Origin of the sequence: Falsiroseomonas sp. HW251, assembly GCF_050563545.1 — a bacterium.
Classification (GTDB): domain Bacteria; phylum Pseudomonadota; class Alphaproteobacteria; order Acetobacterales; family Acetobacteraceae; genus Falsiroseomonas.
In genome coordinates, this window is sequence record NZ_JBNXUM010000004.1 from 54,902 (window position 1) to 68,203 (window position 13,302).

A 13,302-nucleotide genomic window follows, 5' to 3' on the forward strand; every position below is an offset into this window, starting at 1 on the left:
GGCTGACGAACCCAGGGCGGAAAAGACCCGCCAGACCGACCCGCGCGGCGTTGTCTGACGGGCCCTATCCCTTGTCCACGGCGTCGGCGGCCAGGATCATCGGCCGCCACAGCGCGATCTCCGCCGCGACGAAGGCGTTGAACTCCGCCGTCGTCATCGGCGTGAAGAAGTTGCCGATCGTCATGAACTGATCGGTGATGGCGCGACGGACGCAGATCTCCGCCAAACCCTGCTGCAGCCGCCCCACGATCGGCGCCGGTACGCTTGGCGGGCCGGACAGCCCGTGCCAGTTCTTCACGACGATGTCGTAGCCGAGCTCGCGGAAGGTCGGAACGTCGGGCGCCAGGCTCAGCCGCTGTTCCGCCGTCACCGCCAGCCCGTTCAGCGCGCCGGCGCGGATCGCGGGCAGGTTCGTCACCAGCCCCTCGAAGGCCATGCCGACCGTGCCGGCCGAGAGATCCACGCGCAGCGGCCCCGCGCCGCGATAGGGCACGTGCAGGATCTCGATCCCCGCGAGCCCGGCGAAGGTGTTGCCCGTGATGTGCCCGATCGAGCCGACGCCGGAGGAGCCGAAGGTGAGCTTCCCCGGCTGCGCCTTGGCCTTCGCCACCGCCTCGGCCACTGTCCGCACGCCCGTCGAGGGATGCGTGACGAAGCCGCCATAGGTCGCGCCGAGATAGGCGATGTGCGTGAAGTCGCGCATCACGTCGTAGGTGATGCGCGGGAACATCGTCGGCGCGATGGTGAAGGGCGCGTTGTTCGACAGCAGGAAGACGTGCCCGTCCGCGGGCTCGCGCTTCAGCTGCTCGGCCGCCAGCATGCCGCCGGCGCCGGGCTTGTTCTCCACGATGAACTGCTGGCCGAACATCTCGCTCATCGCCGGCGCGATGACGCGGGCGACGTAGTCGCTCGACCCGCCCGGCGGGAAGGAGATCAGGATGCGCACGGGGCGCGAGGGCCAGGGCGACTGGGCCTGCGCGATCGAGGGCAGCGCCAGCGCTGCGCCCGCCAGCAGGGTGGCGCGACGTCGGATCATCCGTCTCTCCTTGGCTCGGACGATCATGCCGCATTGCAGCATCGCGACAAATGCCTTTTCATCGCGGGATGCGCTTGCGGATGCTGCTCAACACCGGGTTCAGCGGGCCGCAATGCTGGCTGCTGCTGGCAATCGCGCGCGGGCATGTCGATGCGGCGGGCGTCGAGCTCGACCTCACGCCGGGCAGCGGCGCGTTCAACGCGGCGCCGGGGCTGGCGGCGGGCGGCTATGACCTGGCCTATGGCGACATCCACGCGCTCGTCGAGGTTGCAGCGCGCGACCGCGACGCGCCGATCGGCGTCTATGCGACCTTCGATGCCTCGCCGTCCTGCATCGCGCTGCCGCGCGGCAGCGCCATCGCAGCGCCGCGCGACCTCGCCGGCGCGCGGATGATCGGGCACGCCTCCGACGTCGCGCTGCGGACCTTCGGCGCCTTCTGCGCGGCGACCGGCCTGGCGCGCGACGCCGTCGCGGTGCTGCCGGCCGAGGGCGCGATGGCCGCGCTCGCCGACCGCGTGCTGGCCGGCGAGGCGGAGGGCCTGTTCTGCTATGCCAGCACGCTCGCGGCCGCGCTTGCGGCGCAGGGGCGCGACGCCGAGGCGGAGTTCCGGCAGTTCCGCTACGCCGATCTCGTGCCCGACCTGCATGGCAGCGCGGTCATGGCGTCCCGCGCGTTGGTGCGCGACCACCCCGCGGCGCTGCGCGCGCTGCTCACCGCCTTCGACCGCGGGCTGGAGGAGGCGCTGGCCGATCCCGACGCAGCGATCGAGGTGGTGCTGCGCTTCGCGCCCGGTGCCGATGCAAGGGTCGAGCGGCTGCGCTGGGATGCGACGCTCGCCGTCGAGATGGGGCGCGGCGAAGGCTTCGGCGCTGTAGATCCCGCGCGCTTCACCCGCGGCGTCGCCCTGCATGCGACGAGCCTCGGCTTGGCGCCGCCCGATCCCGCCGCGCTGTTCACCGACGCCTTCCTGCCGCCGCATCGCGCGGCGCCGCGATGAGGCGGCTTTCCGTCCTGCTGAATTCCGGCTTCGCCGGCCCGCATGCCGGCTTCTTCCTGGCCGAGGCCGATGGCCAGCTGGCCGCGGAAGGCCTCGCCGTGGAGTGGCGCCCCGGTCGCGGCGCGGCGGCGGTCGTCGAGGACATGCAGGGCTGCGACGCCGCCTATGGCGACATGGCCGCGCTGATCGCGCGCCTCGGCCACGAGGCGCCGGGCATCGGCCCCGTCGCGGCCTTCGTGCCCTTCGGCGAGACGCCGCTCACCATCGCGGTCGCCGCCGACGGGCCGGTGCACCGCGCCGCCGACCTCGCGGAGCGCCGGGTCAGCGGGCATGCGCGCGACGCCGCGCTTGTCGCCTTCCCCGCCTTCGCCCGCCGCGGCGGGATCGATACGGCCTCGGTCGCCTTCCTGCCCTCGGCGGCGACGCTCGCCGAACAGGCGCGCGCGATGGTGGAGGACGGCGCGGCCGAGGGCGTCTTCGGCTTCGTCAACACCATCCTCGCGAGCCTCGAGGCGAGCGGGCTCGACCACATCGCGCCGCGGCTGCGCTTCCTGCGCTATGCCGAGACCTGCCCGGAGCTCATGGGCAATGCGCTCATCGTCTCCCGCGCACTGGCGGCGGAGGCGGGCGTGGTGGATCGCTTGCTGCGCGCGGTCGCGCGCGGCTTCGCGTCGGCGGTCGCCGATCCCGTGCGCGGCGTGGCCGCCGTCGCCGCGTGCGCGCCGATCCACCTGACCGCGGAGACGCGACGCTGGCAGCGCACCATCGCGGCGGAGATGGCGCATCCCGATGCCGCGCGCCTCGGCCTCGGCCGCGTGGATCCCGCCCGCGTCGCGGCGGCCTGCGCGCTACTTACCGACACGCTCCCCCTGCCGCGCCGGCCGGACGCGGCCGAGGTCTACCGCCCGGACTGGCGCTGAGCCGCGCCAGGCGGCAGTCTCGGCACTTCGGAAGCAAGGGGAATTGCCATGGCCGGCGCGATCGAGGCGAAGCTGGTTGAACTCGGGATCACGCTGCCGACGCCGGCCGCGCCCGTCGCGAACTACATCGGGTTCAACGTCGTGGGGAAGCTCGTCGTCGTCTCCGGCCAGATCCCGCTCGAGGGCGGCAAGGTCGCGGTCACCGGGAAGCTCGGCGCCGGGGTGTCCATCGAGGACGGACAGCGCGCGGCGAGGCTCTGCTTCATCAACCTCATGGCGCAGGTGAAGGCGGCCGTCGGGGAGCTCGACAAGGTGAAGCGCGTAGTGCGGCTCGGCGGCTTCGTGGCCTGCACGCCGGACTTCACGCAGCATCCCGCCGTCATCAACGGGGCGTCGGACCTGGCCGTCGCGGTGTTCGGGGAGAAGGGCAAGCATGCGCGTGCCGCAGTGGGCTGCCCGTCTCTTCCCATGGATTCCGCCGTCGAGGTCGAGGGCATGTTCGAGATCGAGTGAGCCTTGTGCCGGGGGCGGACGGCCCAACCTGACGCCCATGCCCGACAGCGGCCCTGAGCTCAGCCTGACGCTGCACCGGTCGGTGGCGGAGATCCCGGCCGCTGACTGGGATGCCTGCGCCGACTCGGGAAATCCTTTCGTCAGCCACGCTTTCCTCGCGGCGCTCGAGGAATCCGGATCGGTCGGCGGGCGCAGCGGATGGCTGCCGCAGCACGCCGCGCTGCGCGACGCGAAGGGTGCGCTGCTGGCCTGCGCGCCGATGTATGCGAAGTCGCACAGTCAGGGCGAGTACGTCTTCGATCATGGCTGGGCCGACGCGTATGAGCGCGCGGGCGGCAGCTACTACCCCAAGCTCCAGGTCTGCGCGCCTTTCAGCCCGGTGCCGGGGCCGCGGCTGCTGGTGCATCCGGCGTCGGGGCTGCGCGTGGACGCGCTGGCGCAGGGGCTGGTGCAGGCTTGCAGGCAGCTCGACCTTTCCTCGGTCCACGCGACCTTCTGCACGGAATACGAATGGACGGCGCTCGGCGAAGCCGGCTGGCTGCAGCGCATCGGCACGCAGTTCCACTGGTCGAACGACAACTACGGCACCTTCGACGACTTCCTCGGCGCGCTCGCGTCGCGCAAGCGCAAGCAGATCAGGCGCGAGCGCCGCGATGCCGAGACCGGCGGCTATGTCCTGAAGACGCTGCGCGGACACGAGATCACGGAGCGGCACTGGAAGGCCTTCCACCGCTTCTACAAGGCGACCACCGACAAGAAATGGGGCCGCAGCGCGTATCTGACGCCGCGCTTCTGGCCGCTGCTGGGCCAGGCGCTCGGCGACCGCGTCGTGCTGATGGTGGCCGAGCAGGACGGAGAGCCCGTGGCCGGCGCGCTGAACCTGCTGGGCGACGAGGCGCTGTACGGCCGGAACTGGGGGGCGGTGGTGGACGCGCCCTTTCTGCATTTCGAGCTCTGCTACTACCGCGCAATCGACTTCGCGATCGAGCACCGCCTGCCCCGTGTCGAGGCCGGCGCGCAGGGCGAGCACAAGATCCAGCGCGGCTATCTTCCCGTGCCGACCTATTCCGCGCACTGGATCGCGCATCGCGGGCTGTCGAACGCGGTGGCCGATTTCCTGGCGCGCGAGCGGCCGGCGATGCTGCGCAACATCGCCGAATTGTCGGAGCTGTCGCCCTTCAAACGTGGCGCTGAGGAATAGGCCGGCAACCCTTCCGGTTCCCACGCTTTCGGGGGGCGCGGCTATTCCGCCGCGAAGGACCCCTCCATGCCCCGAGTCACCACCGACCCCCCCCACGCCACCGAGATCCACTATGAAGAGATGGGAGTGGGCCGCCCCGTCGTCCTGATCCATGGCTGGCCGCTCAGTCACCGCATGTGGGAGAAGCAGTTCAGCCCGCTGGTCGAGGCGGGCTACCGCGTCATCGCCTATGACCGCCGCGGCTTCGGCCAGTCGGGCAAGCCCGGCGGCGGCTACGACTACGACAGCTTCGCCGACGACTTGCAGGTGCTCATGGAAACGCTCGACCTGCGCGACGCCGCGCTGGTGGGCTTCTCGATGGGTGGCGGCGAGGTCGCGCGCTATCTCGGCCGCTACGGCAGCCATCGCGTGCGCCAGGCGATGCTGCTCGGCGCGGTGACGCCCTCGGTGGTGAAGTCGGCCGACAACCCCGATGGCGTCGACCGCGCCGTGCTCGACCAGATGAAGGCCAAGCTGCGGGAGGACCGGCTCGCCTTCCTCGACAGCTTCTTCCCCTCCTTCTACGGCCAATGGCTCGGCGGCGGGGAGCTCGTGCATTTCAGCAAGTGGATCGCCTGGGCGGCCTCGCCACTCGCGACCGAGCGCTGCGTCACCGCCTTCGGCGAGACCGATTTCTCGGCCGACCTCGCAAGGATCGACATCCCCGTCCTGGTCGCGCATGGCGACGCCGACAAGATCGTGCCGATCGACGGTTCCGCGAGGCGCGCGGCCAGGATGCTGCGCAACGCGCGGCTCGAGGTGATCGCGGGCGCGCCGCACGGCTTCGCGGCGACGCATGCGGACGAGCTCAACCGGCTGATGCTGGACTTCCTCGGGCAGGGCTGAGACGGCCCGATGACCGCAGGGCCACGAGGCCCGGAGGTCTGAATCGGCCCGTCCGGCATGCGAGGCCAGCGTCTTCTGGCGGGGGCAGCTTCCGGGGTAGGGTCCGGCCTGTCGTGAGCACGCCCCCGTCCCTGCTTCGCCGCAGCCTGGTCGCGCTGGCCCTGCCGGCCGTCGCGCAGGCGCAGCCGCGCTTTCCGTCGCGGCCTGTGCGCATCGTCTCGGGTTTCGCGCCGGGTGGGGCAACGGACGTGCTGGCGCGGCTGATGGCGGAGCGGCTGTCGCTGCTCTGGCGGCAGCCCGTCGCGGTGGAGAACCGGCCCGGCGCGGGCGGCAACATCGCGGCGGAATACGTCGCGCGGGCCGCGCCGGACGGGCTTGTGCTGCTGCTCGGCACCTCCGCGCAGGTGCAGTCGGCGGGGCTCTTCGCGCGCCTGCCCTACCATCCGCTGCGCGACTTCACGCCGCTGCTGCTGATGGCGGAGTATCCCGTCGTGCTTGTGGTGACACCCTCGATGCCCGCGCGCAGCCTGGCCGCCTTCGTGGACTACGCGCGCGCGCATCCCGGCGACGTCACCATGGCCTCGTCGGGCATCGGCAACACGCCGCATCTCGCGGCCCTGCTGCTGGCGCAGATGGCGGGGATCGAATTCACCCATGTCCAGTACACCGGCGCCGCGCTGGCCCAGGCCGCGGTGCTGAACGGCGAGGTGCGCGCGGCCTTCCAGTCCATGCTGCTGGCGAAGCCCGCCATCGCGGATGGGCGCGAGATCGCCCTCGGCACCACCGGCTCGGGGCGCTGGCCGGAACTGTCCGATGTCCCGACCATCGCCGAGCAGGGCTATCCCGGCTACGAGGCCGGCAGCTGGTTCGGCATCCAGGCACCACCGCGCATGGCGCCCGACCTCGTTGCCCAGCTCGCGGGCGACCTCGCCACGGCCTTCCGCGATCCCGCGCTGCGGACGCGGCTGGCGGCGGCCGGCTTCGGTATGCGCGAGGCCGGGCCCGACGGCTTCGCGCGCGTCATGGCGGAGGATTACGCGCGCTGGGCCGAGGTGCTGCGCCGCGCCGGCATCCCGCCGGAATAGACTGCACCCCATGCTCCTCGCCTATTCACAGCTCGCGCTGTCCATGGCGCTGGTCGGCGCCAATGTCGCCGTCGCCAAGCTGCTCGCCGACAGCCTGCCGGTCGCGCTGATCCTGGCGCTGCGCTGCGCCCTCGCCGTGATCGTGCTGCTGCCGCTGGCGCGCGCGATGGAAGGCGGGCTGCGCGCCGCGCCGCGGGGCCTCTGGAACCTGGCGCTGCAGGCGCTGTTCGGCACGCTGCTCTACAACCTCGCGCTGCTCGCGGGGCTGCGCCTGACCACGGCGCTGGAGGCCGGGCTGATCCTGGCGACGCTGCCCGCCGTCGTCGCGGTCGGCGGCGCGGCCTGGCTGCGGGAGAGGCTGCCGGCACGGCAATGGGCGGCCGTCGCGCTGGCGGCCTTCGGCATGGGGGCGCTGGTCCTGGCGCGCGTGGCGGCCGACGGGCACGGCAGCGCGCTCGGCAACCTGCTGGTCTTCGCCGGCGTCTGCGGCGAGGCGATGTATGTCCTGCTCGCGCGCCGCATCGCGGGCGAGGTGCCGGTCGTCACCGCGAGCTTCTGGATGCAGCTTTTCTCCCTCGTGATGCTGCTGCCGCTGGCGCTACCGGGATTGGGCGCGGTCGGCGCGCTGGCGTCCTTCCCCGTCGCCGCGCTGCTGGTCTTCCACAGCCTGACGAGCAGCGTGCTCTGCCTGCTGCTGTGGTATGCCGCGATGAAGCGCGTGCCGGCGGGGATCGCCGGCGTCTTCACGGCCTTCCTGCCGGCGACCGCCGCTGCCGTCGCGGTCTTCGTGCTGAACGAGCCTTTCACCAGCGTGCACGCCGCGGGCTTCGTCCTGCTGACGGGCAGCCTGCTCCTGGCGACCTGGCCGACGCGGAAGCGGGGCGGGCCCTGAGGCCCGCCCTGCCCCGTCAGCCCTTGCGGCCAGGGCCGCCCTGCGGGCCGTGGTCCTTCGGCGCCTCGCGGCGGCGCCGCTCGTCCTCGGACTCCCTGGACTGCTCGGCACGCGCCTCGGTCTCGGCCCGGCGCGCGGCCTCGGCGACGCTGCCTTCGATCGCACGCCCCACGGCGGCCTCGGCGCGGTGCTGATCGCGGTTGTCCTGCTCGACCTCGAGCACGTCGCGCTTCAGCGTCTCGCGCACGCGCTGCCTGCGCTCCGTCACCTCGCGGCGGAGCACGACCTCCTCGGCGACATGCACGCTCTTCCAGGCCTCAGCGACCTGGGTGCTGTCGCGCATCTCGACGATGGTCTCCGTCAGCACGCCTTCCGGCGCGCCGGCCTGGCCGGCCGGGCGGCGTTCCACCACGACATGCTCGTCGCGCAGCGTGACTTCCTGCTCGACCGGCGCGGCGACGACGCGGCGGCGGATGCGCGTGACGTTGCCGGGCACGGTGCGCGTGCCGACATTCAGCCTCTCCTCGCCGAGCTGCAGCACGTTCGCCTCCTGCCCTTCATGCAGCTCGGGCGTCGAGATGCTGACGTCGTGGTGCGGGCTGTAGACCGAGAGCGAGGCGAGCGAGGCGCGCTGCATGCGCAGCATCAGGTCGAACCAGGCACGGCTGGTGGCCATCGCGGTGTCGATCGCGGTACCCATGGCGCGCTGGGTCGCCTGTTGCGCGACGCCCTCGGCACGTTCCGTGGCCCGGCCGAAGCTGCCCGCCGCACGACCCATGGCTCCGCCCAGCGCCCGCGCTTCGCGCGGCGTGATGAATTCCGACATTGCTGTCCCCTTGTGCTGACTCAAATGATGGCCGGGACCGCAGCAGGTCCGGGGCCGGTGCGGAGACGCCGGCCCGAAGGGCCGTCCGCCATCTATGCCGCACTGCACAATAAGGGCGCGGAGGGGCCGAGGGTTGCGAGAAGGAAGCGCGAAATCTCGACGTCACCATGGCGGGCCGCAACACGCGCAACACAGTGGGCTATCGAAGTCGCATGGCCGGCATGTTACGCTACCGTCCATGAAGCGCACCCGTGTCCTGCGTCTCGTGCTGCTCGGCGGCGGGCTCGTCGCCATGACGGCCTGCGGAGAATCCGCGCCCCCGCCGCAGGTCAACGACCAGACGCGGCGATTCGCCTGCGAACAGGCGAAGCAGCAGAACCTTCCGAATGCGATGGAGCTCTGCTCGCAGGTGGGGACGTCGTCGTCGTCCTCTACGTCGTCCAGCAGTGGCCGGACCTACCACTCCGGCGGCGGCGGCTGGTTCCCCTGGTTCTTCGGGCGGAGCTACGGCAGCAGCGGCAGCGCCTATACCGGCAGCTGGTTCTCCGGCCGTTCGTCATCGGACAGCGGATCGAGCAGCTCGTCGAGCTCGTCGAGCAGCAGCCGCGGCGGCTTCGGCGCCACGGCCTCGTCGCACGGCTCCTCCTCGGGCTCCTGATCCATGCGCCGCCTGCGTCTCGATCCCCGGCCGGACCAGCGCGAGCATGCGCGGCGTCTCGGCTTCTCCTACGCCGAGATCGCGGGCGAGCCCTATTGGGACGAGACGGCCTGCTACGTCTTCACCGCCGAGCAGGTGGATCGGCTGGAAGCCGCGACGGAGGAGCTGGAGCGGCTCTGCCTGCAGGCGGCTGCGCATGCCATCGAGAAGGACCTGAACGGCCCGCTCGGCATTCCCAGCGGCGCCTGGGCGCTGGTGAAGGCGAGCTGGGGGCGCGGCGAGCCCTCGATCTACGGCCGCTTCGACCTGCGCTGGGACGGCGTCGGTCCCCCGAAGCTGCTGGAATACAACGCCGACACGCCGACCGCGCTGTTCGAGGCCGCGGTGGTGCAGTGGGAATGGCTGGAAAGCCGCATCGCCACCGGCGGGCCGCAGGCCGACCAGTTCAACTCCATCCATGAGAAGCTGATCGCGGCCTGGCCGACCATGGAGCTGCCGAACCCCGTGCATTTCTGCTGCGCGCGCGGCAGCGACGAGGACAAGGGCACGGTGGACTACCTCCGCGACACCGCGATGCAGGCGGGGATCGACGCGCGCTTCCTCTACATGGACGAGATCGGCTGGAACGGCACGAGCTTCCGCGACCTGGACGAGGTCGAGATCGCGGCGATCTTCAAGCTCTATCCCTGGGACTGGCTGCTGCGCGAGCAGTTCGGCGCCAACATCCCGAAGGCACGCACGCGCTGGATCGAGCCGGCCTGGCGGCTGGTGCCGTCGTCCAAGGCCTTCCTGTCGCTGCTGTGGCACCTGTTCCCGGACCACCCGAACCTCCTGCCGGCCTTCCTGGAGCCGGGCAAGACGGGGCGGCCGGAGGTCTCGAAGCCGATCTGGGGCCGGGAGGGTTCGAACGTGCTCGCGCCGGGGATGGCGGAAACGGACGGGCCCTATGCCGATCAGCCGCGCGTCTGGCAGGCCTATGCCGAGCTGCCGAAATTCGACGGGCGCTATCCCGTGGTGGGGAGCTGGGTGATCGCGGGCCAGGCCGCGGGCATCGGCATCCGCGAGGACGCGACGCCGATCACGCGCGACACCAGCCGCTTCGTGCCGCACTACTTCGAATAGCGATCTCGCTTCCATCTGGGGGACCGGACCGACATGACGAGCCTCGCCACCCTGCCGGGATTCCTGGCTTATTTCGTCGCGGGGATCGCGATGCTGGTCGCGTCGATGTGGATCTTCATGCGCATCACGCCGCATGACGAGCTGTCGCTGATCCGCGCGGGGAACACGGCGGCGGCGGTCACCTTCGGCGGCGCGATGCTGGGCTTCTGCTTACCGATCGCCTCGGCGCTCTCGCATTCGATCAACATCGTGGACGCGGTGGTGTGGGGCGTCGTCGCGCTGGCGGTGCAGCTGGCCTGCTTCTTCGCGATGGGCAAGCTGCTCGGCGGCAACCAGCGCGAGGCGCTGGAGGAAGGCCACATGGCGGGTGCGACGCTGCGCGCGGCGGTGGCAGTGAGCGTGGGGCTGCTGAACGCGGCGTGCCTGTCCACCTGAGTTGCGCGCCTGGTTTCACTGCAGCGGCGCCGATCTGATCCGGCGCGAGGTCGCCGATACGGTCGGGCGGCTCGCCGGGGCGCAGCAGGCCAAAGGACTGCCCGGCGCGGCCGACCAGCAATTCGCCTGGGATCGCCAGGTCTCCGCGCTCCGCGACGCAATAGCGACGGCGGGCGGCGACGCCTGGACCGTCGCGCTGGAATACGACCTGCTGCGGCTTGAGAAGCGCATCGACGCGGTGGTGCTGACCGACCGCGCGATCCTCGCGATCGAGTTCAAGACGGGCGACCCGACCAACGCGATGAAGGCCGAGGCCGAGGACTACGCGCTCGACCTCCGCGACTTCCATGCCGGCAGCCGCCGGCATGTCATCGTGCCGGTGCTGGTCGCGGGCGATACGCCCTTCGTGCCGCCCGTGCAGCCCTGGCTGCTGCCGCCGAACCCGACGGAGACGTTGGCCTGCGGCCACGCGTCGCTGGCCGCGCTGTTCCGCTGGATCCAGGCCGAGCTGCCAGCTGCGGCAAGGCCGCTGGACGGCGCGGCGTGGCTCGCGGCCGACTATCGCCCGGTGCCGACGATCATCGAGGCCGCGACGATGCTCTATGTCCGCAACGGCGTGGCGGAGATCGCGCAGGCGCGTGCCGACACGGTGAACCTGACGCGCACCACCGAGGCGATCCGCCGCTCGGTGCGCGCCGCGCAGGCCGCCCGCGACAAGCGCCTGGTGGTCGTGACCGGCATCCCCGGCGCAGGCAAGACGCTGTGCGGGCTGAACGCAGTCTTCGGCCAGGCCGACAGCGCGTTCCTCACGGGAAATGTCCCGCTGGTCGAGGTGCTGCGCGCCGCCCTGGTCAACGACGCCGTCGAGCGCAGGGAATGCAGGCGCGACGAAGCCGTGCGGCGCGCCAGGACGCGGCTTCAGAACGTGCACCGCTTCCTCGAGGATTGCGCGACGGACCCGCAGCACCGCGCGCCGCCGGACCGGCTGATCGTCTTCGACGAGGCGCAGCGCGCCTGGGATCAGGCGAAGGCGCGGCTCGGCACGCGCAACAAGCCGTCGCGCCTGACGATGAGCGAGCCCGCGCACACGCTGGAGATCATGGCGCGGCACGAGGGCTGGGCAGTGGTCGTCGCCCTGATCGGGAACGGCCAGGAGATCAACACCGGCGAGGCGGGCTTGCGCGAATGGGGCGACTGCGTCGCGGCGTCGAACGGCAACTGGCGCGCGGTCGCACCGCCCCGCGCGGTGGGCGCGGCAGATCCCGTGCAGCGCCTCGCCGAGGGCTGGCCGGAGTGCCTCGACCGCGACGACGACCTCGACCTGACCGTGCCGGTGCGCAGCGTGCGCGACGCCGCCGGCGCAGCCTGGGTGGACGCGCTGCTGCGCGGCGAGGTCGCGGAGGCGCGCGCCATCGCGGACGCCGCGCCCGCCCTGCCCTTCCTGGTCACGCGCGAGCTCGATGCGCTGCGACGCGCATTGCGTCGCCTGGCGCGGGGCCGCCGCCGTTCGGGGCTGGTCGCCTCCGCGGGCGCCAAGCGCCTGCGTGCCGACGGCCTCGGCGTGCAGGCGGAGGATGTTGCCGACTGGTTCCTGCGGCGATGGCCGGACGACGTGCGGTCCTCCGAGGCGCTGGAGACCTTCGCGACGGAGTATGACTGCCAGGGGCTGGAGCTCGACGTGGTCGGGTTGGCCTGGGGCGGCGACATGCTGTGGCGGCAGGGCTGGGAGCAGCGGCGCTTCGCGGGCACGGCCTGGCAGACTGTCCGCAACGCGGAGGAGCGGCGCCACATCCTGAATACCTATCGCGTGCTGCTGACCCGGGCGCGCTACGAGACCGTGATCTGGGTGCCGCGCGGCAGCCGCGCCGGGGATTCCTTCCATGACCCGACGCGCGACGCCGCCGCGTTCGATGAGATCGCCGACCTGCTGCTGGCCGCCGGTGCAAGGTCTGTCGAGGACACCCAGGAGCCCGTCGCGGCCGAGGCCCCTGCGCTGCTCTGACGCCTACTTCCCGCCCGGAGCCCCCACCAACGCCCGCACCACCGCCGCGCCGAAGGCCGCGACCTCCGCGTCGCGCGTCGCGGGCACCGGCGGCTGCGTCACCCGCAGCTTCAGAAGCCGCCCCTGCAGCACGCCGAGGCAGAGATGGCTCTCCGCGGTCTCGCCGTTGTCGAGCAGCATGCCCCAGCGCTGGCAGCGCATCGCGGGCTGGCCGGTCGGGCCCGGCGCGGCAGCGACCTCCACCGGTCCCGTCAGCTTCGTGCCGCGCTGCTGCGCGGCCTGCACGATCTCGTTGCCGGCACTGCGCAGATGCGCCGCCACCTCCTCGGCCCGCACGCCATCGGCCAGGCGCCGCGGCGGGGTGTAGCCGTCATAGACATAGACCGTGACCAGCCCCGCCCCGCCGATCCTGCGGTAGTTCACCGATGCGCCGAGGCCCGGCGAGCGGCTTTCGTAGTCCACGGGATCGCCATCGCGCCGGAAGCCCAGGATCTCCTGCGGAAGGGCCGTGACGATGGCCATCGGCGTGCGCTGGCCCGGCGCCGGCGCCGGTGCCTGGGCCTGGGGCTGGGACGGCGGCGCTGCCTGCCCCGGGGGCGCGTCCTTCGTGCCCTGTGCCAGGGCCGGCAGGCCGAGCGCCAGCAGAACCGCGACGAGAACAGCGCGCATGGCGGGATCCCCCTTCGCGGCGCAGCCTCGCATTGCCAAGCCGGCCGGGGAAGACGAGAA

14 protein-coding genes are annotated in these 13,302 nt (G+C 72.0%); 11 read left to right on the top strand and 3 right to left on the bottom strand.

Annotated features, from left to right (window positions below):
* Positions 1 to 64 precede the first annotated feature (64 nt).
* Positions 65 to 1,036, bottom strand: a complete 972-nt coding sequence (locus ACLF3M_RS05625; RefSeq protein WP_430655882.1) for a Bug family tripartite tricarboxylate transporter substrate binding protein — start codon at positions 1,034 to 1,036, stop codon at positions 65 to 67.
* Positions 1,037 to 1,116: 80 nt separating this feature from the next.
* On the opposite strand from ACLF3M_RS05625, the gene ACLF3M_RS05630 reads away from it, so the two are divergent.
* The 7 genes from ACLF3M_RS05630 (at position 1,117) to ACLF3M_RS05660 (ending at position 7,530) form a co-directional block, all read left to right on the top strand.
* Positions 1,117 to 2,034 (top strand): ABC transporter substrate-binding protein, encoded by a 918-nt coding sequence (locus tag ACLF3M_RS05630; protein ID WP_430655883.1) that lies wholly within the window; start codon positions 1,117 to 1,119, stop codon positions 2,032 to 2,034.
* Complete coding sequence (locus ACLF3M_RS05635; protein WP_430655884.1) at positions 2,031 to 2,954, top strand: ABC transporter substrate-binding protein; 924 nt, start codon at positions 2,031 to 2,033, stop codon at positions 2,952 to 2,954. The genes ACLF3M_RS05630 and ACLF3M_RS05635 overlap by 4 nt, the downstream gene beginning before the upstream one ends.
* A gap of 48 nt (positions 2,955 to 3,002) precedes the next feature.
* Complete coding sequence (locus tag ACLF3M_RS05640; protein ID WP_430655885.1) at positions 3,003 to 3,467, top strand: RidA family protein; 465 nt, start codon at positions 3,003 to 3,005, stop codon at positions 3,465 to 3,467.
* Between the two features lie 37 nt (positions 3,468 to 3,504).
* Positions 3,505 to 4,668: a GNAT family N-acetyltransferase gene (locus ACLF3M_RS05645; protein ID WP_430655886.1), complete on the top strand. Its 1,164-nt coding sequence runs from the start codon at positions 3,505 to 3,507 to the stop codon at positions 4,666 to 4,668.
* Between the two features lie 66 nt (positions 4,669 to 4,734).
* Positions 4,735 to 5,553, top strand: coding sequence for an alpha/beta fold hydrolase (locus ACLF3M_RS05650; protein WP_430655887.1), 819 nt, complete (start codon positions 4,735 to 4,737; stop codon positions 5,551 to 5,553).
* A 113-nt stretch (positions 5,554 to 5,666) separates the two neighbouring features.
* Positions 5,667 to 6,638, top strand: a complete 972-nt coding sequence (locus ACLF3M_RS05655; RefSeq protein WP_430655888.1) for a Bug family tripartite tricarboxylate transporter substrate binding protein — start codon at positions 5,667 to 5,669, stop codon at positions 6,636 to 6,638.
* 10 nt (positions 6,639 to 6,648) lie between these two features.
* Positions 6,649 to 7,530: a DMT family transporter gene (locus ACLF3M_RS05660; RefSeq protein WP_430655889.1), complete on the top strand. Its 882-nt coding sequence runs from the start codon at positions 6,649 to 6,651 to the stop codon at positions 7,528 to 7,530.
* Between the two features lie 16 nt (positions 7,531 to 7,546).
* Here ACLF3M_RS05660 and ACLF3M_RS05665 read toward each other — a convergent pair whose 3' ends face one another.
* Entirely contained in the window at positions 7,547 to 8,356 is an 810-nt protein-coding gene (locus tag ACLF3M_RS05665) for a YsnF/AvaK domain-containing protein (RefSeq protein ID WP_430655890.1), read from the bottom strand.
* Between the two features lie 238 nt (positions 8,357 to 8,594).
* Between ACLF3M_RS05665 and ACLF3M_RS05670 the strand changes: the two genes are divergently transcribed.
* Genes ACLF3M_RS05670 through ACLF3M_RS05685 form a run of 4 tightly spaced genes read left to right on the top strand, consistent with a single transcriptional unit; the run spans position 8,595 to position 12,573 of the window.
* Positions 8,595 to 9,014: a hypothetical protein gene (locus ACLF3M_RS05670; protein ID WP_430655891.1), complete on the top strand. Its 420-nt coding sequence runs from the start codon at positions 8,595 to 8,597 to the stop codon at positions 9,012 to 9,014.
* Positions 9,015 to 9,017: 3 nt separating this feature from the next.
* Complete coding sequence (locus tag ACLF3M_RS05675) at positions 9,018 to 10,136, top strand: glutathionylspermidine synthase family protein (protein ID WP_430655892.1); 1,119 nt, start codon at positions 9,018 to 9,020, stop codon at positions 10,134 to 10,136.
* 33 nt (positions 10,137 to 10,169) lie between these two features.
* Positions 10,170 to 10,571: a DUF350 domain-containing protein gene (locus ACLF3M_RS05680; RefSeq protein ID WP_430655893.1), complete on the top strand. Its 402-nt coding sequence runs from the start codon at positions 10,170 to 10,172 to the stop codon at positions 10,569 to 10,571.
* Between the two features lies 1 nt (position 10,572).
* A complete protein-coding gene (locus ACLF3M_RS05685; RefSeq protein ID WP_430655894.1) occupies positions 10,573 to 12,573 on the top strand; it encodes a DNA/RNA helicase domain-containing protein in 2,001 nt (666 codons plus the stop codon).
* Positions 12,574 to 12,576: 3 nt separating this feature from the next.
* Here ACLF3M_RS05685 and ACLF3M_RS05690 read toward each other — a convergent pair whose 3' ends face one another.
* A complete protein-coding gene (locus tag ACLF3M_RS05690; protein ID WP_430655895.1) occupies positions 12,577 to 13,242 on the bottom strand; it encodes a hypothetical protein in 666 nt (221 codons plus the stop codon).
* Between the last annotated feature and the right edge of the window lie 60 nt (positions 13,243 to 13,302).

What these genes read in the sequence shown, in the direction of transcription:
- ACLF3M_RS05625 (WP_430655882.1), bottom strand. Translation starts at nt 1,036, where the DNA reads ATGATCCGACGTCGCGCCACCCTGCTGGCGGGCGCAGCGCTGGCGCTG.
- ACLF3M_RS05630 (WP_430655883.1), top strand. Translation starts at nt 1,117, where the DNA reads ATGCTGCTCAACACCGGGTTCAGCGGGCCGCAATGCTGGCTGCTGCTG.
- ACLF3M_RS05635 (WP_430655884.1), top strand. Translation starts at nt 2,031, where the DNA reads ATGAGGCGGCTTTCCGTCCTGCTGAATTCCGGCTTCGCCGGCCCGCAT.
- ACLF3M_RS05640 (WP_430655885.1), top strand. Translation starts at nt 3,003, where the DNA reads ATGGCCGGCGCGATCGAGGCGAAGCTGGTTGAACTCGGGATCACGCTG.
- ACLF3M_RS05645 (WP_430655886.1), top strand. Translation starts at nt 3,505, where the DNA reads ATGCCCGACAGCGGCCCTGAGCTCAGCCTGACGCTGCACCGGTCGGTG.
- ACLF3M_RS05650 (WP_430655887.1), top strand. Translation starts at nt 4,735, where the DNA reads ATGCCCCGAGTCACCACCGACCCCCCCCACGCCACCGAGATCCACTAT.
- ACLF3M_RS05660 (WP_430655889.1), top strand. Translation starts at nt 6,649, where the DNA reads ATGCTCCTCGCCTATTCACAGCTCGCGCTGTCCATGGCGCTGGTCGGC.
- ACLF3M_RS05665 (WP_430655890.1), bottom strand. Translation starts at nt 8,356, where the DNA reads ATGTCGGAATTCATCACGCCGCGCGAAGCGCGGGCGCTGGGCGGAGCC.
- ACLF3M_RS05670 (WP_430655891.1), top strand. Translation starts at nt 8,595, where the DNA reads ATGAAGCGCACCCGTGTCCTGCGTCTCGTGCTGCTCGGCGGCGGGCTC.
- ACLF3M_RS05675 (WP_430655892.1), top strand. Translation starts at nt 9,018, where the DNA reads ATGCGCCGCCTGCGTCTCGATCCCCGGCCGGACCAGCGCGAGCATGCG.
- ACLF3M_RS05680 (WP_430655893.1), top strand. Translation starts at nt 10,170, where the DNA reads ATGACGAGCCTCGCCACCCTGCCGGGATTCCTGGCTTATTTCGTCGCG.
- ACLF3M_RS05690 (WP_430655895.1), bottom strand. Translation starts at nt 13,242, where the DNA reads ATGCGCGCTGTTCTCGTCGCGGTTCTGCTGGCGCTCGGCCTGCCGGCC.